22 protein-coding genes and 1 riboswitch are annotated in these 22811 nt (G+C 68.1%); of the genes, 13 read left to right on the forward strand and 9 right to left on the reverse strand.

What is annotated here, in order from left to right; genetic code table 11:
- Window positions 1–28 precede the first annotated feature (28 nt).
- The 3 genes from LXN01_RS11225 (at window position 29) to LXN01_RS11235 (ending at window position 3130) form a co-directional block, all read left to right on the forward strand.
- Window positions 29–1093, forward strand: coding sequence for an alcohol dehydrogenase (locus LXN01_RS11225; RefSeq protein ID WP_236865176.1), 1065 nt, complete (start codon window positions 29–31; stop codon window positions 1091–1093).
- Between the two features lie 139 nt (window positions 1094–1232).
- Entirely contained in the window at window positions 1233–2318 is a 1086-nt protein-coding gene (locus LXN01_RS11230) for a hypothetical protein (protein ID WP_236865178.1), read from the forward strand.
- A 263-nt stretch (window positions 2319–2581) separates the two neighbouring features.
- Window positions 2582–3130, forward strand: a complete 549-nt coding sequence (locus LXN01_RS11235) for a hypothetical protein (RefSeq protein ID WP_236865180.1) — start codon at window positions 2582–2584, stop codon at window positions 3128–3130.
- 70 nt (window positions 3131–3200) lie between these two features.
- Here the strand turns inward: LXN01_RS11235 and LXN01_RS11240 are convergent, their stop codons facing one another.
- The 5 genes from LXN01_RS11240 to LXN01_RS11260 all read right to left on the reverse strand — a co-directional run bounded on the left by LXN01_RS11240 (window position 3201) and on the right by LXN01_RS11260 (window position 7876).
- Window positions 3201–3902, reverse strand: coding sequence for a GntR family transcriptional regulator (locus tag LXN01_RS11240; protein ID WP_236865182.1), 702 nt, complete (start codon window positions 3900–3902; stop codon window positions 3201–3203).
- Window positions 3903–3963: 61 nt separating this feature from the next.
- Entirely contained in the window at window positions 3964–5379 is a 1416-nt protein-coding gene (locus tag LXN01_RS11245) for an aldehyde dehydrogenase family protein (protein WP_236865184.1), read from the reverse strand.
- 78 nt (window positions 5380–5457) lie between these two features.
- A complete protein-coding gene (locus LXN01_RS11250; RefSeq protein ID WP_236865186.1) occupies window positions 5458–6558 on the reverse strand; it encodes a zinc-binding dehydrogenase in 1101 nt (366 codons plus the stop codon).
- A complete protein-coding gene (locus tag LXN01_RS11255; RefSeq protein ID WP_236865188.1) occupies window positions 6555–7061 on the reverse strand; it encodes an FmdB family zinc ribbon protein in 507 nt (168 codons plus the stop codon). Before LXN01_RS11255 ends, LXN01_RS11250 begins: the two co-directional genes overlap by 4 nt.
- Window positions 7058–7876, reverse strand: a complete 819-nt coding sequence (locus tag LXN01_RS11260; protein ID WP_236865196.1) for an N-acyl homoserine lactonase family protein — start codon at window positions 7874–7876, stop codon at window positions 7058–7060. Before LXN01_RS11260 ends, LXN01_RS11255 begins: the two co-directional genes overlap by 4 nt.
- A gap of 370 nt (window positions 7877–8246) precedes the next feature.
- Here LXN01_RS11260 and LXN01_RS11265 point away from each other — a divergent pair, with 370 nt between their 5' ends.
- From LXN01_RS11265 to LXN01_RS11275, 3 genes are all read left to right on the forward strand, one after another.
- Window positions 8247–9356 carry an alcohol dehydrogenase catalytic domain-containing protein gene (locus LXN01_RS11265; protein ID WP_236865198.1) on the forward strand — a complete coding sequence of 370 codons (1110 nt, stop codon included), beginning with the start codon at window positions 8247–8249 and terminating at the stop codon, window positions 9354–9356.
- A gap of 218 nt (window positions 9357–9574) precedes the next feature.
- On the forward strand, window positions 9575–11776 hold the full coding sequence (locus tag LXN01_RS11270) for a 3-hydroxyacyl-CoA dehydrogenase NAD-binding domain-containing protein (protein WP_236865200.1): 2202 nt from the start codon (window positions 9575–9577) through the stop codon (window positions 11774–11776).
- Window positions 11773–13020, forward strand: a complete 1248-nt coding sequence (locus tag LXN01_RS11275; protein ID WP_236865201.1) for an acyl-CoA dehydrogenase family protein — start codon at window positions 11773–11775, stop codon at window positions 13018–13020. The genes LXN01_RS11270 and LXN01_RS11275 overlap by 4 nt, the downstream gene beginning before the upstream one ends.
- A gap of 94 nt (window positions 13021–13114) precedes the next feature.
- On the opposite strand, the gene LXN01_RS11280 is transcribed toward LXN01_RS11275, so the two are convergent.
- A complete protein-coding gene (locus tag LXN01_RS11280) occupies window positions 13115–13765 on the reverse strand; it encodes a flavin reductase family protein (protein ID WP_236865202.1) in 651 nt (216 codons plus the stop codon).
- 64 nt (window positions 13766–13829) lie between these two features.
- On the opposite strand from LXN01_RS11280, the gene LXN01_RS11285 reads away from it, so the two are divergent.
- Window positions 13830–14909 (forward strand): NYN domain-containing protein, encoded by a 1080-nt coding sequence (locus LXN01_RS11285; RefSeq protein WP_236865203.1) that lies wholly within the window; start codon window positions 13830–13832, stop codon window positions 14907–14909.
- A gap of 12 nt (window positions 14910–14921) precedes the next feature.
- Here the strand turns inward: LXN01_RS11285 and LXN01_RS11290 are convergent, their stop codons facing one another.
- On the reverse strand, window positions 14922–15179 hold the full coding sequence (locus LXN01_RS11290; protein WP_236865204.1) for a metal-sensitive transcriptional regulator: 258 nt from the start codon (window positions 15177–15179) through the stop codon (window positions 14922–14924).
- 100 nt (window positions 15180–15279) lie between these two features.
- Here LXN01_RS11290 and LXN01_RS11295 point away from each other — a divergent pair, with 100 nt between their 5' ends.
- From LXN01_RS11295 to LXN01_RS11315, 5 genes are all read left to right on the forward strand, one after another.
- Entirely contained in the window at window positions 15280–16179 is a 900-nt protein-coding gene (locus LXN01_RS11295; RefSeq protein WP_236865205.1) for a sulfite exporter TauE/SafE family protein, read from the forward strand.
- Between the two features lie 54 nt (window positions 16180–16233).
- Window positions 16234–16605, forward strand: coding sequence for a thioredoxin (gene trxA, locus LXN01_RS11300; protein WP_236865207.1), 372 nt, complete (start codon window positions 16234–16236; stop codon window positions 16603–16605).
- A 117-nt stretch (window positions 16606–16722) separates the two neighbouring features.
- Window positions 16723–18165 carry an MBL fold metallo-hydrolase gene (locus tag LXN01_RS11305; protein WP_236865209.1) on the forward strand — a complete coding sequence of 481 codons (1443 nt, stop codon included), beginning with the start codon at window positions 16723–16725 and terminating at the stop codon, window positions 18163–18165.
- Window positions 18162–18776 (forward strand): rhodanese-like domain-containing protein, encoded by a 615-nt coding sequence (locus LXN01_RS11310; protein WP_236865211.1) that lies wholly within the window; start codon window positions 18162–18164, stop codon window positions 18774–18776. The genes LXN01_RS11305 and LXN01_RS11310 overlap by 4 nt, the downstream gene beginning before the upstream one ends.
- A gap of 46 nt (window positions 18777–18822) precedes the next feature.
- Window positions 18823–19026 (forward strand): DUF8730 family Cys-rich protein, encoded by a 204-nt coding sequence (locus LXN01_RS11315; RefSeq protein WP_236865213.1) that lies wholly within the window; start codon window positions 18823–18825, stop codon window positions 19024–19026.
- Window positions 19027–19189: 163 nt separating this feature from the next.
- On the opposite strand, the gene LXN01_RS11320 is transcribed toward LXN01_RS11315, so the two are convergent.
- Both LXN01_RS11320 and LXN01_RS11325 read right to left on the reverse strand, forming a co-directional pair.
- A complete protein-coding gene (locus LXN01_RS11320) occupies window positions 19190–20110 on the reverse strand; it encodes an exonuclease domain-containing protein (RefSeq protein ID WP_236865215.1) in 921 nt (306 codons plus the stop codon).
- Window positions 20111–20220: 110 nt separating this feature from the next.
- Entirely contained in the window at window positions 20221–21651 is a 1431-nt protein-coding gene (locus LXN01_RS11325) for an amino acid permease (RefSeq protein WP_236865217.1), read from the reverse strand.
- A 48-nt stretch (window positions 21652–21699) separates the two neighbouring features.
- Window positions 21700–21803, forward strand: a riboswitch (TPP riboswitch).
- A gap of 31 nt (window positions 21804–21834) precedes the next feature.
- Here LXN01_RS11325 and tenA point away from each other — a divergent pair.
- The gene (tenA, locus tag LXN01_RS11330) at window positions 21835–22527 is read left to right on the forward strand and encodes a thiaminase II (protein ID WP_236865219.1); all 693 of its coding nucleotides are present in this window, start codon (window positions 21835–21837) and stop codon (window positions 22525–22527) included.
- The last annotated feature ends 284 nt before the right edge of the window (window positions 22528–22811 follow it).

Below are 22811 nucleotides of genomic sequence, written 5' to 3' on the forward strand. Positions count from 1 at the left end.
ACGTGAACATCTGCCGAAAGGACAGCTCGTGAAGACCTTTGCAGTACCGGCCCAGAATGCCTCCGTCGTCGAGCGGGAGGTCGAATCGCCCGCACCTGAAGGCGGTCAGGTGCTCCTGCGCGTCCTGCACGCCGGGGTGTGCCACACCGACACGCATGTGCAGGAAGGCGGCTACGACCTGGGAGGCCGCGGCTTCCTTGAGATGACCACCCGCGGTCTGGAGTACCCGGCCGTTATGGGCCACGAGACCGTGGGCGAAGTGATCGCCGTCGGTGACCAGGTGACGGGCGTGGCACCCGGTGATGTGCGCCTGATCTACCCGTGGATCGGCTGCGGGGAGTGCGTCCGCTGCCAGCAGGGCGAGGAGAACTACTGCGCCGCCAGCCGGGCGCTGGGGATCTTCACCCCCGGCGGCTTCGCCGAGGAGATCCTGGTCCCGCACGAGCGATACCTCGTCGACATCGACGGACTCGACCCCGCATGGGCGGCGACGCTGGCGTGCTCGGGACTGACGGCGTACTCCTCGGCGCGGAAGGCGCTGGCCCACGTGTCCGCGGACGAGACCGTCGCTGTGATCGGTGCCGGAGGTGTCGGGCTGATGGCGATCGCCGTGCTCGGCGCTCTCGGCCACCGCTCGATCGCCGCCGTCGACGTGCGGGACGAGAACCTCACGGTCGCCCGGGAGCTCGGGGCGACGATCACGGTGAACTCCTCGAACGGCAATGGCGTCGAAGCGCTCACGAGCGCTGCCGGTGGGCCGATCGCCTCCGTCATCGACTTCGTCAACACCGGGGCGACGGTCGGTTTGGGCTTCGACGCGCTCGCCAAGGGCGGCACCTTCGTCCACGTCGGACTGTTCGGCGGCGAGTTCGCGCTGCCGACCGCGCTGATGGCCATCAAGGCCTTGGTGCTGCAGGGGAACTACGTCGGTTCGCTGCAGGAGCTCAGGGAAGTCGTCGACATCGCCAAGCAGGGCCGGCTGCCGAAGATCCCGATCCTCTCCGGGCCGCTGAGCGCTGACGGTGTCAACGCGGGACTGACGGGCCTGCGGGACGGCACGGTCGCCGGCCGGACGGTGCTGTCGCGGGTGTGACCGTCCCTGCTCGCGGGGAAGGATCGGGACCGTCGTTCCATCATCCACGGCATCTGGCGGACTCGTCCCGCAATCGCCCTGCTCCTGTTCAGAAAACTGAGTCTTTCCGCTGACATCGGAATGTACATATAATCTGAACATGACAGTTGATCGAACGCCCCCGCCGCCTCAGAGCGAGAGCGACCTCGTTGATCGCGTCGCTGAAATGCTGCGCGCTCGATTGCCAGAAGACTGGGAGTTGAAGCAGTTCCTCAACTTAGACCTGAATGGTAGAAGCACATTCGACGCTGCATTCGCGGTAAGTGCGCCCGACGGTCGAGAGATCGAGCTGGTGATAGAAGCCAGACGCTTGTTGGCTGTGCGCGATGTCCCTCGAATCGCTGAACAGCTGAGGGTCACCGGAGCAGGCCGCGTGGGCTTGGTGGCTGCACGATATCTTGCCGCCTCAGTGCGCAAGGAGTTGTCAGACGCGGGCCTGTCCTTTGCTGATGCCACCGGAAACATGTTGGTGCGTGCATCTTCGCCGGCCCTCTTCATCTCTGACAGGGGTGCTGACAATGACCCGTGGCGCGGTCCCGGGCGTCCTCGGGGGACATTGAAGGGCGAACCTGCAGCCAAGGTGGTCCGTGCGCTCGTGGATTTCCCGGGTCCCTGGAAAGTGCGAAACCTGATCGAGAAGTCCAAGGCGTCGACGGGCTCGGTCTATCGAGTCCTGGACTTTCTCGAAGAGGAGGCGTTGTTGCAGAGGGACCGTGAGGGCCTCATCCAAGTCAGTGATTGGGCCAAGTTGCTCAGACGATGGAGCAACGACTATCAGTTCCTGAACTCGAACGCGGTTTCGCGGTGGATAGCGCCACGAGGATTCGATGCACTTGCTGAGCGGATTGCAGCAGCCAGCTTGCCCGAGTTCGCGATCACCGGCTCTATGGCGGCTGCCACCTGGGCTGAATACGCCCCCCTAAGAGCAGTCGCGATCTACACTGCAGATCGTGCGAGCGCTGCGAAAGAGTGGGGACTTCGAGCCACCGACACCGGCGCAAACGTGCTTCTTGCTGAACCGGCTTACTCGGTGGTCTTCGAGCGCACGACGGTGCGGGAGGACGGACTGAGAGTTGCAGCGCCTGCTCAGGTAGCGGTCGACTTGATGACCGGACCAGGGCGTGCACCTGCAGAAGCCGACCATCTCCTCGAATGGATGCAAGAGAATGAAGACACCTGGCGGTAGGAACCAAAACCTTCTGGTCCGTGCGAGATCAGTACTCATTGACGCTCTAGAAGCACTTCACGATCATCGAGACGCAGTCATCGTAGTCGGCGCACAGGCCGTCTACCTTCGGACTGACCGCATCAGGATCGCCCTCGCAGAGGCAACTAAGGACAGCGATGTCGTTCTCGACCCTGGTCTACTTAGCGACGACCCTCTCCTTGAAGAGGCGATGAAAGGCGCGGGATTTCTTCCATCGAGTCAACCCGGTTCTTGGTTGACCGTTGAAGGCATTCCTGTCGATCTCATGGTTCCCGACAGTCTTGCTGGCCGTGGCCGAAGAAGTGCACAGATTCCTCCGCACGATAAAGAATTCAGCTCGACGAGCACGTGGCTTAGAAGGATGCCTAGTCGACTTTGATGAGATGACCGTTTCAGCTCTCGACCCAAACGACAATCGATCTTTGACGGTCAAAGTTGCGGGACCGGCGGCATTGTTGGTCGCTAAGCTCCACAAGATTGCGGAGAGAGCTGACGATGCTCCTCACCGGCTGAACGACAAGGACGCTCACGACGCGTACAGAATTCTGTTGACTTACGAATCAGCTGTCCTCGTTCAGGGTTTCAGGCTTATGGCGAGCACTGACACCAGTCGCGAGGTAACTGTTGAAGCAGCAGGCTATCTTGCTCGCCTCTTTTCAGATGGACCTCACTCAATAGGGGCGATCATGGCCGGACGCGCGGAGGAAGGGGTTGGAGAACCCGAGCAGGTTTCAGCCGCGGTTTCGTTTCTCGCAGCCGACCTTCTCGATGAACTCAACTGGGCCGTATGAAATGTTCGAGCCTGCCGGAGCGGTGGATAAGTGACCGGCACCGGCGGCAGTTGTGGAGATTTTCAAGGGTTCAGCCCGTACTCTCCCGCTGGTGCTGCACCGTCTCCGCGAAGTACTCGGCCAGCGCCCGTCCCGAGGACAGGATGTTGGCGCTCGCCGCCTCCCGTGCCGCCTCCACGTCCCGTGCCTCGATCGCCGCCAGCAGCCTTTCCTGCCCGGTCCGGGTGATCTCGGGCCAGCCCTCGATGTCCGAGTAGAGGGCCTGCGGGACGTACTTGAGGAACAGCGAGGTCAGCCACCACAGCTTCGGAGCAGGAGCGGCGCGGTTGATCTGGCGGTGGAAGGCACGGCTCTTCTCGGGCAGCAGATGCCGGTGGCTGCGCTCGAGCACCGCGACCGTCTCGTGATGGATCGCGCGGAGCTCGCGGATGTCCGCGTCGGTCAGGAGCGGGGTGGCCCGTGCTGCCAGCTCCCCGGCGACGAAGGCGTGGGTCAGGAACACGTCCTCGATGTCCTGCGGGGTGAGCGGGTGCACCGTGAAGCCCGATCCCGCGCTGCGGTCCAGGAAGCCCTCGACGACCAGCGTCTGCAGTGCCTCGCGGACAGGGGTTGTCGACACGGCGAAATGCGCCGCGACGGTGTCCACGCGCAGCTGTTCGTCCGGCAGGAGATGCCCGGAGACGATGAATTCCCGCAGGTGGGCGGCGACGTAGGTGCTGCGCGACCCGTAGGCGGGCACGACGTCCCCGCGGTCGAACTGGATCAGGGGCATGCGGGTCCTCGAGTTCGGGGTCAGAGACGGGGGAGCAGGGTCAGAGCCGGAGAGCTGGGCATCAGAGCCGGATGATCACGGTCTTCGTCGCGGTGTAGGCGTCGAGCGACTCGTAGCCCTTCTCGCGGCCGTAGCCGGACTTCCGGAAGCCTCCGAAAGGATACTCGACCCCGCCGCCGGCGCCGTACGCGTTGACGTAGACCTGCCCGGCCCGGACCCTCCGCGCGAGTCGGTGCACCCGGGAGACGTCCGTGGTCCAGATCGCGGCCATGAGCGCGTAGTCGGTCCCGTTGGCCAGCCCCACCGCCTCGTCCTCGTCCGAGAACTCCATCGACGCCAGTACCGGACCGAAGACCTCCTGCTGGGCGATCTCGGACTGCGGATCGACACCTGTGATGATCGTCGGCGCGAAGTAGGCGCCCTCGTCCAGACCCTCGGGCACGCTGCCGCCGGTGAGCAATGTGCCGTCGGCGCCCTCGACCATGCCCTGGACCCGCGACTGCTGCTTGGCCGACACCAGCGGCCCCAGGTCGAGGTCCTCACGCCCCGGCCCGATCGTCACATTCTCGAACTCCGCCTTGAGCCGGGCGTGGAGGTCCCCGGCGACGTCCGAGTGGACGAGCAGCCGGGATCCGGCCGAGCAGGTCTGGCCCGCGTTCTGCAGGATCCCCTTGGTCACGAACGGCACCACCTGGTCGAGGTCCGCGTCGGGGAAGACAATGTGCGGGGACTTGCCGCCGAGCTCGAGCACCGCCGGGGTGACATTGGTCGCCGCGCTCTGGGCGATCGACACCCCCACCTGGGTCGACCCGACGAACCCGACGTGATCGATGCCGGGGTGAGCCGCCAGGGCCGCTCCCGCCTCGGCCCCGATGCCGGGCACCACGTTGATGACACCGCTGGGGAAGCCCGCCTCGACGGCCAGCTGAGCCAGGCGGACCGCGGTCCGAGGGGTCTCGTCCGCGGGTTTGACGACGATGGTGTTGCCGGTGACGACCGCCGGTGCGACAGCGCGTCCGAAAAGCTGCATGGGGTAGTTCCAGGCGATGACGCTGCCGCACACTCCGAGGGGTTCGCGCCGCGTGTAGGTGTGGAACGCCTCGTCGACCGGCAGCTGGAGGCCGTAGTACGACTCGATCGCCCGCCCGTAGAAGGTGAAGTACCGTGCGAGGACGACGGCATCCGCGCGCGCCTGCGACAGCGGCTTGCCGGTGTCCTCGGATTCCAGCTGGGTCAGCTCCTCGGTGTGCGCGAGGATCACGGCGGCGTAGGCCTCCATGATGTCCGCGCGTACTTCCGGCTTGGTCGCCGCCCACCCCTCCTGCGCAGCGCGCGCCGATGTCACCGCGCTGTCGATGAGCTCGGCATCACCTCGGGTGACGGAGCCGAGCACGGACCCGTCGGCGGGGTCGATGTTGTCGTAAGCGGCGCCGTTCTCGACGCTCTCGCCGCCGATGAAGGCTGGGACGTGCTTCACGGTGCTCCCCTCATGGTGTGCGGTTGATTGCGCGCAGTCTTGTGGCTCGTCTGCGAGGCCGGTCGCGCAGACGAGGTCTCACGACTCGCCGTCGTTGATGACGATGCCCGCCCGGGTGACCTCTTTCGCCTCGGCGGCGGCGACCGCCTCGGGGACCTGGTCGACGGTGAAGTCCCGGTCGACGAGGGACTCCCAGGGCAGGTGGGCGGTGTCGGCCATGAAGGTCAGGGCACGGCCCAGCACCTCGACCGGGTAGCGGATGGCGGCGCGGATCTGAACGCCTGTGCGGGTGAACAGGCCGGGATCGAACTCGGTGTACTTGTTCGGGGAGATGTTGCCGATCTCCACCATGATCCCGCCGCTGCGCGTCGAGCGCACCGATTCCGAGAACGCCGACGGGACACCGGTGAGGTCGATGACGACGTCGGCGCCGCCGCCGGTCGCCTCGCGGAGCAGCTCCACCCGGCCGTCGCCGTCGTCGGCCTGTGTCAGGTCGATGGCGTGATGGGCGCCGAACTCCTGGGCCTTCGCCAGCCGGCCGGGCACCATCTCGGCGACGAACACCTCGGCCCCCATCGCCGAGGCGACCGCCGAGGCGCACACCCCGAGCCCGCCGGCCCCGAGGACGACGACCTTGTCCCCGTAGGACACCTCGCCCAGCCGGCACCCGAAGTAGACCTGGGACAGGGCGCAGTTGGCGGCCGCCGCGGCCTTGCTCGACACCGCCTCCGGCACCTTGTACACGCCCTGCTGCGCGCCGACCGCGTAATGCGTGCCGAACGTGCCGTAGAAGTGCTGGCCCTCCTCTGCGGGGGTGGACCAGCCGGTGTAGGCGTTGCGGCAGATGTTCGGGTGGCCATTGTTGCACTCCGGGCAGCGGTGGCAGGCCTGGAAGTAGGTCGCGACGATCCGGTCGCCCTCCGCCAGCGGCTGACCCGCCCAGTCGGTGCTCACGCTGGCAGAGAGCCGCGCGACCCGCCCGATCCCCTCGTGCCCCATCACCCGGCCCGGCCGCACGAGCGGGTGGTGGCCGTGCAGGATGTGGACGTCCGAGCCGCAGACGTTGGCCCGGATCATCTCCATGATCAGGCCGCCCTCGACGGGTTCGGGCACGGGGTACTCGCGTACCTCCAAGGAGTCGACATCGGCGAGGACCGTGAGGGATCCGGTGGCGCTCATGTGGTGCGTCCTTTCGTGCTCGTCGTGCGCTGCTGGGAGGTGTTGGAGGCGTCCGAGGTGCGCGGCGCCTCGGCGGCTGTCGTCGCGGGCTCGCGCCCAGCCCGCCCGCCGGCCGCAGCCGAGCTGTTCAGCGCATCCTTGACGGAGGCGCCGATGTCGTCGCCGGCGCGCAGCGGGCGGTCACGGAAGATCCCCTCATGGGCGAGCACCGGCCGGCGGTCCCCGCCGAGCTCGGGGTATCTGTCCTCGAGCTTCTCGCGCTTCTCGATGGCCGAACGCCAGTGGCGCACGGCGTCCGGGTGTCCGCCCCCGATGCTCTTCCAGCTGCGCGGCATCTGCTCCCTGCTGGGACCCGCCGAGGCGGTGCCGCCGACTTGCACGCTGGTGAGTGCGCGAGAGGTGGCGGCACCGCAGGCAGGGCAGTCCGGATTCGGCGACGTCATCGAGGCGACGCCCGCCTCGAAGCGGTGGCCGGCGGCGCACTTGTAGTCGTAGAGGATCATGAGTAGAAGTCCTCCGGCGCCCACTTGAGACCTTTGGCCTGCTCCTCGTCGTGGCCGAAGATCATCTCTGCTCCGGTCTCCTGCTGGATCCTGCGGAGCTTCTCCACGGATTCGAGCCATGCGAGGTTGTTCCAGACGATGGCGGCTCCGACGGCCGGCGGACCGTAGGAGTCCTCGAGGTAGACCGCGTCCGAGGTGAAGATCTTGGTGCCGTCATTGGGCAGGTCGAGGCGCAGCGACATCGTGCCCCACGTGTGCCCGGGCGTCTGGATCACGCTGACACCTGGCACGATCTCGTCGTCCCCGGTGATCGCGGCGATGTCGAGTCCCTTGAAGTCGTCCGGGATGTGCGCGCCCTGGCTGTAGCCGGTGATGGTCGCAACCCCGTCGAGCTCGGCCTGGCTGGTCATGATGCGGGTCTTGCCGTTGTCGAACATCTTCGCATTCGCCGCGTGGTCGAAGTGCAGGTGCGAGAGCACGAGGATGTCGATGTCGTCGGGGGTGAGCTCCATCTGCTTGAGGCTCGCGTCGAGGAATCCCGAATCGCCCTCCGGGTCATCCAGCACGGGGAAGAACTCGTCGAAGCCGGTGGGCGCCCAGTGCTGCTGCCAGTTCCGCGGGACTCCGGTGTCCCACAGGATCTTCCCGTCGGGGTGGTCGATGAGGACGGCGTGGGTGGGAACCTTGCCCCAGGCACGAGGGGCGTCCTTGTCCGCGCGGGTCTTGATCACTCGTCCGGGCTTGAGGAGCAGCCAGGTGAGGTCCGCTTCCATGGTGCCTGATTCGAGCAGGTGAACTTTCATCTCCGGGGCCATGAGATCTCCTTCGATTCTTTCGCCTCCGAGTGGATCACCCCGACGCACAATCATGCCGTGGTGATCTTTCAAATATATTTCACTTCTGCGGAAGGTCAACCCCTGCCGGTGCGCGCGGGGTCCGCCGTGTTGCTGCGAGCAGAACCGCCTGTCGATCCGGACAGAGAGTGCAGATTTCCCTTGTCATGCGAATTCTCATCTGCCTACGATTCAGGGAACGTGCCCAGCGCGGTGCTCGTCGGTCGGCGAGCCGCAAATATTTTCTGTTGCCCAGCCACTTCCTATCCGCTTTCCCACCTGCTTTCCCAACCGCTCCGGTCACGCGCACCATCCGTCTTCCCTCCCACCGTCGATCGGCAAAGGAGCCACCATGAAGATCACCGGCGCAGTCCTGGACGAGATCGGAGCCTCCCGTCCCTACGCACAGACGGAGCCGCTGAAGATCCGCGAGCTCGAACTCGACGATCCGGGTCCGGACGAGGTGCTGATCCGCGTCCGGGCGGCGGGCCTGTGCCACTCCGACCTGTCCGTGGTGGATGGGAACCGTCCACGGCCCACCCCCATGCTCCTCGGACATGAGGCGTCCGGCCTGGTCGAGAAGGTCGGAGAGAACGTCACCGATCTGGAGCCCGGCCAGCAGGTCAGCACGGTCTTCCTGCCCAGGTGCGGGGAATGCGCCCACTGCAGGACCGACGGGAAGCTGCCATGCATCCCCGGCACCAAGGTCAACAACGAGGGAGTGCTGGTCGGCGAGCACATCCGGCTCCACGACGGCGAGAACGACGTATTCCACCACGTCGGTGTCTCCGGGTTCGCCACGCACGCGGTGCTGCACCGGTCGTCGGTGGTCCCGGTGGGCAGCGACGTCCCGCCGGAGATCGCGGCGGTGCTCGGCTGCGCGGTGCTCACCGGCGGGGGAGCGGTGATCAACGCGGGTGACCCGCAGGACGGCGACGACGTCATGATCGTCGGTCTGGGCGGAGTCGGCATGGCCGCCCTGCTCACCGCGGTGTCGCTGGGCAAGGGCAAGGTGATCGGCGTCGACGCGAACCCCGACAAGCTGACCCGCGCCCGCGAGCTCGGAGCGCACGAGGTCTACAGCCCGGCCGAGGCGGAGGAGCAGGGCATCAAGGCTCCCGTGGTGATCGAGGCTGCCGGGCACCCCAAGGCCTTCGAGACAGCAGTGGCAGTCACCGGAGTGGGAGGCACGACGGTGACGGTCGGACTGCCGTCGCCGGATGCCCGGTCGACGATCCCGCCGCTGACCCTGACCGCAGAGGCGCGCACGATCCGCGGCTCCTATCTGGGCTCGGCAGTGCCCTCCCGCGACATCCCGGTGTACGAGAAGCTGTGGCGCGACGGGAAGCTGCCGGTGCAGGAGCTGATCTCCGGGCGGATCAAGCTGTCCGAGATCAATGAGTCGCTCGACCTGCTCGCCGACGGCAAGGCGGTCCGCCAGGTGATCCTGTTCGACGACTGATCAGAAGAGACGACTGATCAGCGGACTCAAGACCGGTCCCCGCGCAAGAATGTCGACCGGCCCCACACCGCACCCGAGGCGCCCGCTCAGCTGACTGTTCACGGGCGCCTCGTGCGGCTGGTCCAGGCCCCGGGACGGGCGGGTGTTCTAGGCTGAGGCGAGAGTCACTGGTCGGGCCGGCTGCCGCCGGGCCGCACCTCCGCGCGAGCAAAGGAACGATGATGTCCCAGTCCGCCCCCGGCCCCTCCGGCTCCTCCGCCGGCCCCGGCTCCTCCGCCGGAACCTCTACCACCGACACCGCACCTGTTCGGATGTCCGACACCGTCGCCCTCCACTTCGACGGGACCACCGCGGTCATCACCCTCGACAATCCACCGGTCAACGGGCTCGGCGACACGATCCGGCAGGGACTCAGCGCCGCCCTGGACGCGATCGTCGACCGCCCGGAGACCACGGCCGTCGTCCTGACCGGAGCCGGTCGCGCGTTCTCCGGAGGCGCCGATGTGCGCCAGCTCGGCACCCCCGCCTTCACCGCGGGCCCGCCGATGAGCGAGCTGCTCGCCCGGATGCTCGAACTGAAGATCCCGGTCATCGCCGCCATCCACGGCTTCGCCCTGGGCGGCGGACTCGAGCTCAGCATGGGCTGCCACTACCGCATCGCCGAACGCACCGCCAAGCTCGGCCTGCCCGAGGTCAACCTCGGCCTCATCCCCGGCGGCGGCGGAACCCAGCGCCTGCCCCGACTCATCGGCGCGGGTCCCGCGCTCGACCTCATCATCAGCGCCGAGCACATCGACGCCGAACGCGCGCTCGAGCTCGGAATCGTCGACGCGCTGTTCGAGGGCGACCCGGTGCAGGCCGCCATCCATTTCGTCGACGGCTGCGCCGACGACGGCACTGCGCACCGTGTCATCGACGGCATCGAGCGCGCCGAACCCGCCGGCGCAGACTTCGATGCCGCTCGCGCCGCAGCCCGGCGCAACCGTCGCAACTCGCGCGCCCAGCTGGCCGCGATCACCGCCGTCGAGGCGTCCGTCACCTCGGACATCAGCACCGGGCTCGGCGTCGAGCGGGCCGAGTTCGAGCAGCTCGTCGGCAGTCCGGAGGCCACGGCGCTGAGCTACCTCTTCTTCGCCGAGCGCACCGCCGCCCGCATCGATTCGATTCCCAAGGACACCCCGCTGCGCGACATCCGCTCGGCCGCAGTGATCGGCTCCGGGACGATGGGTGTGGGCATCGCGATGTCCTTCGCGGACGCCGGAATCCCGGTCGGCCTGGTCGACCGGAGCCAGGAGGCGCTGGAGCGCGCCCGGTCCACCGTCGCCCGCACTTATGAGCGCTCCGTGGTCAAGGGCCGGATCACCGCGGCCGAGGCGGATCAGCGCCGTGGCCTCATCACCCCGGCCACCTCCTATGACGCCGCAGCGCAGGTCGACATCATCGTCGAGGCGGTGTTCGAGGACCTCGAGGTGAAGAAGGAGGTCTTCGCGGAACTGGACCGGATCCGCCGGCCCGGGTCCATCCTCGCGACCAACACCTCGCGGCTGGACGTCAACGAGATCGCGGCGGCCACCTCGGCGCCGGCCGACGTCATCGGACTCCACTTCTTCAGCCCGGCCCACGTCATGCGACTCCTCGAGGTGGTGCAGGGCGCGCAGACCGCCGACGATGTGCTCGCCACCTCGATGGCGCTCGCTCAGCGGATCGGCAAACTGCCCGTGCTCGCCCAGGTGTGCGACGGGTTCATCGGCAACCGGATGCTCTCGCCGTACCGGCGCGAGGCCGAGCAGCTGCTGGAGCAGGGCGCGAGCCCGCGTCAGGTCGACGCCGCGCTGCAGGACTTCGGGATGGCGATGGGCCCGTTCGCGATGTCCGACCTCGCGGGGATCGACGTCGGCGAGGCGGGACGCCGCCGCTTCCGGGAGACCGCCGACCCTGTGCTGCTCGCCTCCCAGTCCGACATCTCCACCAGGCTGTTCGAGGCCGGCCGCTATGGCCAGAAGACCGGCGCCGGCTTCTACCGCTACGAGGACGGCGATCGCACTCCGCACGAGGACCCGGTCGTCGAGGAGATCATCGCGGCCTGTGCTGCCGAGCGCGGCGTGACCAGGCGCGAGGTCGCCGATGAGGAGATCGTCGAACGCTGCATGCTCGCGCTCGTCAACGAGGGCGCCACGCTGCTCGATGAGGGCATCGCCCAGCGCGCCTCGGACATCGACGTGGTGTGGGCCAATGGCTACGGCTTCCCCGCCTACCGCGGCGGGCCCATGCACTACGCGACGACCCTCGGCCTGGCGACCGTCGTCGAGCGGATGCGTGAGCTCCAGCAGACCGTGGGCGAGTACTGGAAGCCGGCGGAGCTGCTCGAACGGCTGGTCGCGGCCGGGCGCACCGACTTCAGTGAGGTGGGCGGACGATGAGCGCGGACCGCAGCGCTGCCCCGTCGCAGGACACCTCGTCGTCATTCCTGGGCCCGGTCGACCTGACGGGGCTGGACGGACTGTTCTCCGCGGAGGAGAAGCAGCGCGCTCTCGACGTGCGCGCCTTCGTCGACGAGCACATCCGGCCGCACATCGCGGACTGGTACGAGCGCGCCATCTTCCCGCAGGAGATCATCGCCGGGTTCGGCAGGCTCGGCGTGCTGGGCATGCACCTGGACGGCTACGGCTGCCCCGGCCGCTCGGCGGTGGAGTACGGGCTGGCCAATCAGGAGCTGGAGGCAGGCGACTCCGGCCTGCGGACCATCGTCTCCGTGCAGGGTTCGCTGGCGATGTCGGCGATCCACAAGCACGGCTCCGAGGACCAGAAGAACGAATGGCTGCAGAAGATGGCTTCCGGCGAGGCGGTCGGCTGCTTCGGGCTGACCGAGCCCGCCGCCGGCTCGGACCCGGCGGCCATGACCACCACCGCCCGGCAGGAGCCGGGCGGGGACTGGGTGCTGGGCGGTGCCAAGCGGTGGATCGGGCTGGCCACCTTGGCCGATGTCGCGGTGATCTGGGCGCAGACCGGCGAGCACGGCGATGGCCGCGGGGTGCGCGGCTTCGTCGTGCCGACCGACACTCCCGGGTTCTCCGCGGAGGCGATCAGCCAGAAGCTGTCGATGCGAGCGTCCGTGCAGTGCGAGATTCGCCTGGAGGATGTGCGCCTGCCGGCCGACGCGATCCTGCCGGCGGATTCCGCTGTCGGTCTCAAAGGCCCGTTCCAGTGCCTCAACGAGGCGCGGTTCGGGATCATCTGGGGCGTGATGGGCGCGGCGCGGGACGCGTTCAACGCCGTGCTCGACTACACCGCGGACCGCGAGCAGTTCGGCGCACCGCTGGCGTCCTACCAGCTGACGCAGGCCAAGCTCGCCGACATGGCAGTCGCGATCAACAGGGGATACCTGCTGGCCCACCAGATCGGCCGGGTCAAGGATGCCGACGCCGAGGCGGTGACCCCGGCGATGATCTCCGCCGGCAAGCTCGACAACTGCCGGGTCGCGATCGAGATCGCTCGCGAGGCCCGGGAGATGCTCGGCGGCAACGGGATCACACTTGAGCACTCGCCGCTGCGCCACGCCAACAACCTCGAGTCGGTGCGCACCTACGAGGGCACCGACGAGGTCCACCAGCTCACGATCGGCCGCACCCTCACCGGGATCGGCGCCTTCACCAGCCGGGGCTGAACGGGCCGAGGCTGAACCGGCCGGGGTGGATCCTGTCAGGACTCCAGGGGGAGAACGTCGGGGCTGAACCAGCCGCCACCCAACCCGCGCGTCCTCAGGGGCTGGTGCTGTCGCGCCCGGCCAGCCGCTCGGGGTCGTAGCGCGGCCGCGGCACGGTGAAGGTGTCGGTGGTGCGGACGTAGTTCCCGGACCCGTGGAGGCGCCCCACCAGGCGCATCGCCGGCGTGTCCAGGTACAGGCGCTCGGGATCGGTGACGAACTCGTCGGCGACGTGGGTGACCAGCACCTCGCCGATGACGACCGACTGTCGGGTGCCGATGTCGAGCGCCTCCACGAGCCGGCATTCGAAGCTCACCGGCGACGTCGCGATGAGCGGCGGGGCCACCTCGAGCGCGGGGGCGGTGGCGATGCCCGCGTACTCGATCTCGCTGACGTCGCGGGGCACGTCGGCGCAGGAGAGGTTCATCTGCTCGATGTCGTCCTCGCGCACCAGGTTGACGACGAACTCGCCGCCGGCCTTGATGTTGGTCGCGGTGTCCTTGTCGGCGCCCTCGCCGTCGTGGAGCAGGCCGAGCACGAGCAGCGCCGGCGAATCGCCGAACGCATTGAAGAAGCTGTACGGGGCCGCGTTGACGACTCCGTTGGCCCCGATCGTCGTCACCCAGGCGATCGGCCGCGGCGTGACACTCGAGATCAGCAGCTTGTAGCGCTCGCGCGGAGTCAGGTCCTTCATCTGAAAGTGCACTGCGGGCTTCCTTCCTGCGGGGATGCGCAGTCAGTATGACACCCCGCCCACTACGATTGGTGCCATGTCCATTCCTTCTGCTGCCCCGGGCGCTGACATCCGCATCGCCGTGCTCATCGACTGCGACAACGTGTCGTCCGCCCATGCCGGAGCGGTGCTGGAGGAGCTGGCGGCGTACGGCACGCCGACGATCAAGCGGGCCTACGGGGACTGGACGACCAACCAGCTCGCCGGGTGGAAGAAGGAGCTCAACCGCCGCGCCATCCAGCCGGTGCAGCAGTTCGCCTACACGACCGGCAAGAACTCCACCGACTCCGCGCTCATCATCGACGCGATGGACCTGCTGTGGATGGGCAACGTCGAGGCCTTCGCCATCGTGTCCTCGGACTCCGACTTCACCCGCCTGGCCACGCGCCTGCGGGAATCCGGCAAGAAGGTCATCGGCCTGGGACGCCGCAGGACGCCCGCCTCCCTGCGCAACGCGGTGGATCAGTTCATCTACCTCGAGCTGCTGGGCCGGGGCGACGACGAGGGTGACGCCGACGGTGACTTCGGAGCGGGAGACGATGCCGGGGGCGAGGGCGTGGCTGCCGCCGGCACCAGCGCCGAGGCGGACACCCGTACCAGCGAGCAGGCACCCGCCCATGGTGCGGCCCCTGCTCATGGCGCAGGCGATGCGGACGGACCCGCCTCGCGTCAGCACTCGGTGACGTTCATCGACGGCCGAGGCGCCGCCCGGGAGCCCGAGGACTCGCCGGGCGGGCATGGCAGCGGGTCCGGGTTCGATGGGGACTCGGCATCCTCCGATGGGGGAGGGACCGCCGACGGCGGTCGGGGCGCGTCGGACGGCAACGGCAGCGCCGAGGACGAGCAGGCACCGCGCATCAACCTGCAGAGCGCGCTCACCAAGGCGATCAATGCGACGAGCGACGATGACGGCTGGGCCACACTGAGCCTGCTGGGTCAGCATCTCAACCGCACGCACGCCGACTTCGACCCGCGGGACTTCGGGCACCGCAAGCTCAGCACCCTCGTCGCGGAGCAGCCCTACCTGGACCATCGCCGCGAGGGGAGCAACCTGCAGGTCCGGCTCAAGCAGCGCTCGACCGGAAGGAACCGGCGCCGCTCCTCCTCCTCGAACTAGCTCACGGATGCATCAGGCGAGCGAGAGGAACAGCTTCTCGAGGTCCTTCTTGTCCATGCTCTCGTCAGGGTTGGTCAGGCACTGCTCGAGCCCGCTGGCGATGATCGCGAAGCCCGCGCGGTCCAGGGCTTTGGAGACCGCGGAGAGCTGAGTCACCACGTCTTTGCAGTCGCGGCCCTCCTCCAGCATGCGCACAACCGCGGTGAGCTGCCCTTGGGCACGCTTGAGCCGGTTGAGCACAGGGGTCAATTCGGTGGTATCGAGTTGCATGGTCATCTCCTACTGGTGGTCTGGTGCAGCTGACGATCAGCTCAGTATATACCCCTCGGGGTGTTTGCGTACCCCTAGGGGTATAGGTCATACTGTTCTCATGACTGTGACTCTCGTGCTGACTCTGCTGTTGTCCGTGCTGATCGGAGTGTCGTTGGGCCTGCTGGGCGGCGGCGGCTCCATTCTCACTGTGCCGATCCTCACATATGTGGCGGGGATGGATGCCAAGGAGGCCATCGCCGCCTCGCTGTTCGTCGTCGGCGTCACCTCGGCGTTCAGCGCCATCAGTCACGCTCGCAACAATCGTGTGAGATGGCGGACCGGATTGATCTTCGGCGTTGCCAGCATGGCGGGAGCGTTCCTCGGCGGAATCCTCGGCGGCTTCATTCCCGGGACGCTGCTGATGATCGCGTTCGCCCTGATGATGCTGGCGACCTCGATCGCCATGATCCGCGGCCGCAAGAGCACCGGTGACCCGGACAAGGCAGGCGAGCGCAAGCTGCCGCTGGTCAAGGTCCTGGCCGAGGGTCTGGTCGTCGGCCTGGTCACCGGACTGGTCGGGGCGGGCGGCGGGTTCCTCGTCGTGCCCGCCCTGGCGCTGCTGGGCGGCCTGCCCATGCCGGTCGCCATCGGCACTTCCCTGGTCGTCATCGCGATGAAGTCGTTCGCGGGCCTGGCGGGATACCTGACCACGGTGTCCCTCGACTGGGTGCTCGTCGGGTCCGTGACGCTTGCGGCGATCGTGGGTTCGGTGATCGGGGCGAAGCTGGCCGGCCGGATCCCGGAGACTGCGCTGCGCAAGGGCTTCGGGGTCTTCGTCCTCGTGATGGGCGTGTTCGTGCTCGTCCAGGAGCTGCCCGGTCCCTTCGGCCTGATCGTGGCCGGTGCGGCCGCTGTCGCCGCGGTTGCCGCCGCCATCTGCTGGTTCGCCGTCCCGAGCTGTCCGCTCAGGCCCCGGACGCCCGCCCGCGCTTCGACAGATGCAGCCGGCGCGCCCTGATCCCACCCTCGGAACACATTCCATTCCACGCATAATCCAGACAAGGAGATCCATATGACCACCGTCAATCTCACCGACCAGGACTTCGCCCGAACCATCGCCGACAACGACATCGTGCTCGTCGACTTCTGGGCGTCCTGGTGCGGCCCCTGCCGGATGTTCGCGCCGACCTATGAGGCGGCGTCGGCGGAGCATCCCGACATCGTCTTCGCCAAGGTCGATACCGAGGCGGAGCGGGCCCTGGCTGCCGCGGCGAAGATCAGCTCCATTCCAACTCTGATGGCCTTCCGCGAGGGCGTGCTCGTGTTCTCCCAGCCGGGTGCTCTGCCGGCCTCCGGCCTGAAGCAGGTCATCACTGCTGTCGAGGAGCTGGACATGGACCAGGTCCGCGGGCAGCTCGCAGCCGCTCAGGACGAGAAGGCCTGAGCGGGAAGTCGATTCCCTGCCCGGCGTACACGGGTTTACATACCCCCGGGGGTATGATGTACACTGGAACCAACAGCGGTCCTCCGGGATCCGCTTCCACCACCACAAGGAGGAAACATGCTTCTCGAACGCATCTACGACGAGGACCTGTCACAGGCCAGCTACCTGATCGGCTGCCAGGCCACCGGTGAGGCGATTGTCATCGATCCGCGTCGCGACGTCCAGGAATTCCTGGATCTGGCCGACCATCACGGGATGAGGATCAGCAAGGTCGCCGAGACCCACATCCACGCCGACTTCCTGTCCGGCACCCGGGAGCTGGCCGCCGCAACCGGCGCCACCGCCTATGTCTCCGGTGAGGGCGGCGAGGACTGGCAGTACGGCTTCGACGCCGAGCTGCTGCACGATGGCGACACGATCCAGCTGGGCAACATCACCATCACCGCCCGCCACACTCCCGGTCACACGCCTGAGCACCTGTCCTACCTGGTCACCGACGGTGCCTTCGCCGACGAGCCCGGCTACTACCTCACCGGGGACTTCGTCTTCTCCGGCGACGTGGGCCGCCCGGACCTGCTCGATGAGGCCGCCGGCTTCCAGGACACCCGCTTCGCCGGGGCCAAGCAGCTGTTCGCCTCGCTGAAGAGCTCGTTCCTGACCCTGCCGGACCACGTGCAGGTCTACCCCGGGCACGGGGCAGGCTCGGCCTGCGGCAAGGCACTTGGTGCGCTGCCGTCGACCACCGTCGGGTACGAGCGCACGTTCGCCTGGTGGGCCAAGTACCTGGCCAACGACGATGAGCAGGGCTTCATCGACGAGCTGCTGGAAGGCCAGCCCGACGCGCACGCCTACTTCGCCCGGATGAAGCGCCAGAACAAGCAGGGTCCCGCTCTGCTGTCCGAGCGGCCGGAGCTGCGGGAGTTCAGCACCGAGGAAGTCGCCGCCGGCCTGGCCGACGGTTCGCTGGCCCTGGTCGACACCCGCCCGGTCGACGCTGTCCACAGCGGGACCGTGACCGGTGCGCTGTCCATCCCGTCGCTGGGCAAGGCCGCCACCCACATCGGGTGGGCCTTCGACCCGGAGTCCGACGACGCCGGTCTGGTGGTGCTGGCCGACGACCTGGAAACCGCCGCCGAGTACGACGACCACTTCGTGCGGGTCGGCGTCGACGAGCTGGTCGGGTACGTGCAGAGCATCGAGGGGCTGCCGCAGACCGTGCCGGCCGTGGTCTCGCCCGCGAAGCTCCAGGATCTGCTGGACCGGGAGCCCGACGCGATGCTGCTCGACGTGCGCAACCGCACCGAGCACGCTGACGGCACCATCCCCGGTGCCGAGCAGCTGTCGGCCGGCAAGGTGCTGTTCCACCAGGATCAGCTGCCGACCAAGGACTCCGGACCGCTGGTGACCTTCTGCCAGTCCGGACTGCGCAACTCCGTTGCCGCCGGCAGCCTCCGCCGTGCCGGGTACGACGTGATCGAACTCGCCGGCAGCTACGCCGGCTGGTCCACCTGGAACAGCCAGAACCAGACTCAGAACCAGACCTCAGGAGCCGCCCGATGACAGCACCCGCACCTGCCCTCCGCACCGTCGACCCGACCGAGCTGCAGCGCAGACTCACCGCCGACCCCGACCTGATGGTCATCGATGTGCGCACCCCCGGTGAGTTCGAGACCGTCCACATCCGCGGTTCCTACAACGTGCCGCTGGACCAGCTCGCCGAGCACACCGACGAACTCGCCCAGAAGCTGGACGGCCACGTGGTGCTCGTCTGCCAGTCCGGAAACCGCGCCGGCCAGGCGTGCCGGAAGCTCACCGCGGCCGGGTTCGACTCGGCGGACGTCCTCGACGGCGGCATCGTCGACTACGAGGCGACCGGCGGGGAGGTCGTGCGTCAGGGCAACCGATGGGCGATGGACCGCCAGGTCCGCATGACGGCCGGCACGCTGGTCCTCGCCGGAACCCTCGCCGGCCAGCTCATCCACCCCCGGCTGGGCCTGCTGGCCGGGGCGATCGGTGCGGGACTGACCTACTCGGCACTCAGCGACTCCTGCGCGATGGCCTCGGTGCTGTCCCGCATGCCCTGGAACCGGGCGAAGGCCGACCCGTCGCTGGCCGCCCTGTTCGAACAGGCGCCGGTCGAACAGGCGCCGGCCGCAGCATCGGCGGCCTGAAGGCCTGAACCCACCGATCCACCCATCACCTGAAAGGGAATGCACCATGTGCAGAGCAGCAACCTGCAAAGTCTGCGGCAAGACCACCTGGGCCGGCTGTGGCAACCACATCGATGACGTCAAGCGCGGTGTGCCCGCCGGACAGTGGTGCCCAGGTCACGAGAAGGGCAGCAAGGCCACTGCCGCGGCAGGGTCGAAATCGGGCTCCGAGCCGCAGCGGGGCTTCTTTGCTCGGCTGTTCGGAGGCTGAGAGCCGATTCGGCGCCGGGGGTCCGTTCGTCTCCGAGGCGATTCGGAGGCTCAAGAGCATTCGGAACATGAGGGCCGTTGGCCACTGAGCCGCTTCGGATCCCACGCAGCTGCGCCGCACATCTTCTGTGCGGTGCAGCTGCGTTTTCACGTGCCGCGCCCGGCTACGTGAACAGCAGCCTCCTCGCGTCGCTGCCGCTGACGAGCGCGACGGCGTACCCCTTCTCCCGGAGCTCGGCGGCCCTCTTCTCCTTGCCGGTCCCGGCCATCGGGTCGTAGTCGCCGGGAATGAACTGCCGATCCGCGAGGATGAGCGCCGTCGTCCTCCGGGTGACGTTCTGCTGCACCGTCGCTCCGCGGTGGGCAAGCGCCTCGAACACCTCCCAGCGCGTCCTGCCCTCGAGGTCGCCGGTGATCACCACGTGCTGGCCGAAGAGGGGATGGCTGCGGTCGGCGGCAGGGTTGGGCTGCGGCAGCTCCGCCTTGCGCTGGCTGTAGCCGCGCTCGTAGAACCGCCGCCGCCCATACCCGCCCGGTGAGGCCGGTCGCAGCGGCCACAGCTCCTCGAAGCTGCGCAGGGCGCTCTGGGTGCCGATGCCCAGCGCGATCTGCGCGCACACCCGAGCATCCGCGGTCGCGTCGTGATGGTCGAACGCGGCGAGTCCCAGATGCGCGGCCACGGTGGGCAGCTTGTAGTTCGGCAGGGTGAGGTGGCGCCGCGACAGATCGACCGTGCACTCCCAGCGACGGGTGGTGACAGCGGCGCCGATGTGCCTGGTCGCCTCCTCGTAGACGGAGCGGTCGAAGGCGGAGTTGTGCGCGACCAGGGGCAGGTCCCCGATGAAGTCGGCGCACCGGTCGAGGGAATCTCCCCAGGACAGGCCGCGTGCGGCGGTCACGGTGGCGCCGGTGATCCCGTGGATGCCGATGTTGAACGGGTCGAACGAGTCGAGGCCGGTGGGCGGCACGACGTACCAGGAATCGGTCGCCTCGATGCGGCCGTCGCGCACCTTCGCCAGGCCCACCTGGCACACCGAGGCGCGCCGGCGGTTGGCGGTCTCGAAATCGATCGATACGAAATTCATCGGTGCCCTCTTCCTTCCAGTCTCCGATTCCCAGTTATATCGCCAGGGTCGGACACACCTCGGAACCGGCCGGGCCGTGTCGCGGTGTCAAGCCGCGGGGCAGCCCTGCCTCAGACCGCCTCGGACTCGGCCATCGCCTCCTCGGCGGCGCCCGGGCGGATCCGCCCGCGGATCACCGCGAAGTAGGCGATCGTGAGCACGGCGATGAACGGCAGGCCGACGGCGGCGGCGAGCTGCATGTCCGGGACGACGATGACGGTCGCGAACACCGCGGCGACACCAACGAGCCCGGCCGCGGCAGTGTACGGTCCGCCCCACACCTGGAAGGGCGCCCGGTCGTCGCGCCTGCGCCAGTAGGCGATGTAGGTGACCAGGATCAGCGCCCACACCACGAGGACGACGAAGGTGACGATCGAGATCATGATGATGAAGACGTTGCCCACTCCGGTGGCGGCCATCGCGGCGGCGGCGATGATGCCGACGCTCGACACCAGGACGGCGCGCCTCGGGACGTGATGGGCGGAGGTGCGGGCCAGCGGTGCCGGCGCCATCCGGTCGGCCGCCAGCGAGTGGAGCAGCCGCCCGCCGGCGTAGAGGTTCGCATTGGCGGCGCTGAGGGCGGCGATGAGCACGATGAAGTTCGTGACGCCCGCGGCGGCAGGGATGCCGATCTGCTCGAACACCAGGACGAACGGGCTGTGCTCGACGTCGCGGCCCTGCGCGGCCGTCTGCCACGGGACCAGGCACACGATGATGGTGATCGCGGCGACGTAGAAGAGCGCCAGGCGGACCATGGTGCTGCGCGCGGCCGTGCGCACGGAGCGGCCCGGGTCCTTCGCCTCGGCGGCGGTGACGGAGATGAGCTCGATCCCGCCGAACGAGAACATCACGATCGACAGCGCGACCCAGACCGCGGAGAAGCCGTTCGGCAGGAATCCGCCGTCGTTGACGAGGTTCGCCACGCCCGCGGGCTCCTGTCCGGGCAGGCCGAACACGATGAGCAGCACGCCGATGAAGATGAAGACGACAACCGCGATGACCTTGATCGAGGACAGGACGAACTCGACGATCCCGAAGCTCTTCACACTGACGAGATTGAGGGTGAGGATCAGCGCCGCGAAGACGACGATCCCCAGCCAGACGGGGACCTGCGGCCACCAGAAGGTCAGGTACTTCGCGACGGCGACGAGCTCGGATCCGGTGACGGCCACGGTGACGAACCAGTAGCACCAGCGGACGAGGTAGCCCCAGAACGGGGTGAGGAAGTGGGAGGCCATCGTCCCGAAACCGCCTCGGGCGGGGTAGCGGGAGGCCATCTCGCCCATGCAGGCGGCGATGCACGCGGCGATCAGCGCGCCGATGGCGTACGTGATGATCACGCCCGGCCCGGCGACGCCGATCGCGGCGCCCGAACCCAGGAACAGCCCGGTGCCCAGCGCCGAGCCCATGGCGATCATCGCCATCTGACCGTGGGTCAGCCCGCGTTCGAGCGATTGCGAGGGACCGGCGGACGCCGTCGTCGATTCAGTCTGAGAAGTCACCCCATCAAGGGTAGTCGCGATCGGCGCAGCGGTGTGGCTATGCTGAGTGGCAGCCACGCGGGGTGCCCATCCGGGCTGAGAGGGACATCGGTCCCGACCCGTCGAACCTGATCTCGATCATGCGAGCGGAGGGATCGTGGCAGTGTCCTTCGGGGCACCCCTTTGTGCTCGCGGAGGACTCCCATGAGCTCTTTCGCCCAGCAATTGCGCAGCCGACACGACGACCTCTTCGAAGCGTTCTACGCACATCCGTTCCTGCGCTCCCTGGCCGATGGCACTGCCGGCCGCGAGAGCGTGCTGCACTACGTCGGGCAGGATAACCAGTACCTGACCGCCTACATGCGCTGCTACGGCGCGGGGATCGCGATGAGCCCGGACCGTGAGTGGGTCACATGGTTCCGTGACAGCATCAACTTCCTGCTGGAGGACGAGGTGCACCCGCATCACGTGATGTGCGAGGCCTTCGGCGTGGACTACGAGGACGCGCAGGTCGACCGCCTGCAGCCGCCGGCGCAGGCCTACATCGACCACATGATGCGCGCGGCCGGCGACACGCTCGGGGTGCTGATCGCGGCGCTGCTGCCCTGCCCCTGGACTTACATCTGGGCCGCGCAGCGGCAGGAGGCCGAGGCGCCGGTCGCCGACGACAACCCGTTCCGCGGCTGGTGGGAGTTCTACGCCGGTGACTCCTCGACCGCGATGCTCGACGACTACATCGCCCGCTTCGACGCGCTGGCCGAGCAGGCGAGCCCCGCCGAGCGGGAGAGGATGGCCCGGGCCTTCGAGGACAGCTGCCATCACGAGATCCGCTTCTGGCAGATGGCGTGGACTCAGGAGACCTGGGAATCCCAGCTCGCCTCGCGACTGCCGGCCTGATCAGTCCCGCATCGGACCGACGCCGAGGCGCCCGCCCACCTGGCATCCCGGGTGGGCGGGCGCATCGGCCCGTTCGGGTGCTGGCGGTCGAGGGCGGGCGCCTCGGCCGGTTCGGGTGCTGGCCGGCGAGAGCGACCGCGACGACAATGGGAGCGGCGGCGGCTCGGGCGACCCTCCGGGAAACCGCGACGCCTCGGGCGCGGGCCCGAGGTCACTTCGGGGCAGTCTTCTTCTGCCACGGCCAGCGGCCGGTGATCTCCAGTTCAAGGGACAGGCTGAGGAAG

Source organism: Brevibacterium daeguense (assembly GCF_021729135.1).
In the GTDB taxonomy this organism is placed as follows: Bacteria; Actinomycetota; Actinomycetes; order Actinomycetales; family Brevibacteriaceae; genus Brevibacterium; species Brevibacterium daeguense.

Excerpts from the sequence above, each read along its gene's own strand:
- LXN01_RS11230 (WP_236865178.1), top strand. The coding sequence starts at position 1,233 with ATGACAGTTGATCGAACGCCCCCGCCGCCTCAGAGCGAGAGCGACCTC.
- LXN01_RS11240 (WP_236865182.1), bottom strand. The coding sequence starts at position 3,902 with ATGCCCCTGATCCAGTTCGACCGCGGGGACGTCGTGCCCGCCTACGGG.
- LXN01_RS11250 (WP_236865186.1), bottom strand. The coding sequence starts at position 6,558 with ATGAGCGCCACCGGATCCCTCACGGTCCTCGCCGATGTCGACTCCTTG.
- LXN01_RS11255 (WP_236865188.1), bottom strand. The coding sequence starts at position 7,061 with ATGATCCTCTACGACTACAAGTGCGCCGCCGGCCACCGCTTCGAGGCG.
- LXN01_RS11260 (WP_236865196.1), bottom strand. The coding sequence starts at position 7,876 with ATGGCCCCGGAGATGAAAGTTCACCTGCTCGAATCAGGCACCATGGAA.
- LXN01_RS11265 (WP_236865198.1), top strand. The coding sequence starts at position 8,247 with ATGAAGATCACCGGCGCAGTCCTGGACGAGATCGGAGCCTCCCGTCCC.
- LXN01_RS11270 (WP_236865200.1), top strand. The coding sequence starts at position 9,575 with ATGATGTCCCAGTCCGCCCCCGGCCCCTCCGGCTCCTCCGCCGGCCCC.
- LXN01_RS11275 (WP_236865201.1), top strand. The coding sequence starts at position 11,773 with ATGAGCGCGGACCGCAGCGCTGCCCCGTCGCAGGACACCTCGTCGTCA.
- LXN01_RS11285 (WP_236865203.1), top strand. The coding sequence starts at position 13,830 with ATGTCCATTCCTTCTGCTGCCCCGGGCGCTGACATCCGCATCGCCGTG.
- LXN01_RS11290 (WP_236865204.1), bottom strand. The coding sequence starts at position 15,179 with ATGCAACTCGATACCACCGAATTGACCCCTGTGCTCAACCGGCTCAAG.
- LXN01_RS11295 (WP_236865205.1), top strand. The coding sequence starts at position 15,280 with ATGACTGTGACTCTCGTGCTGACTCTGCTGTTGTCCGTGCTGATCGGA.
- trxA (WP_236865207.1), top strand. The coding sequence starts at position 16,234 with ATGACCACCGTCAATCTCACCGACCAGGACTTCGCCCGAACCATCGCC.
- LXN01_RS11305 (WP_236865209.1), top strand. The coding sequence starts at position 16,723 with ATGCTTCTCGAACGCATCTACGACGAGGACCTGTCACAGGCCAGCTAC.
- LXN01_RS11310 (WP_236865211.1), top strand. The coding sequence starts at position 18,162 with ATGACAGCACCCGCACCTGCCCTCCGCACCGTCGACCCGACCGAGCTG.
- LXN01_RS11315 (WP_236865213.1), top strand. The coding sequence starts at position 18,823 with ATGTGCAGAGCAGCAACCTGCAAAGTCTGCGGCAAGACCACCTGGGCC.
- LXN01_RS11320 (WP_236865215.1), bottom strand. The coding sequence starts at position 20,110 with ATGAATTTCGTATCGATCGATTTCGAGACCGCCAACCGCCGGCGCGCC.
- tenA (WP_236865219.1), top strand. The coding sequence starts at position 21,835 with ATGAGCTCTTTCGCCCAGCAATTGCGCAGCCGACACGACGACCTCTTC.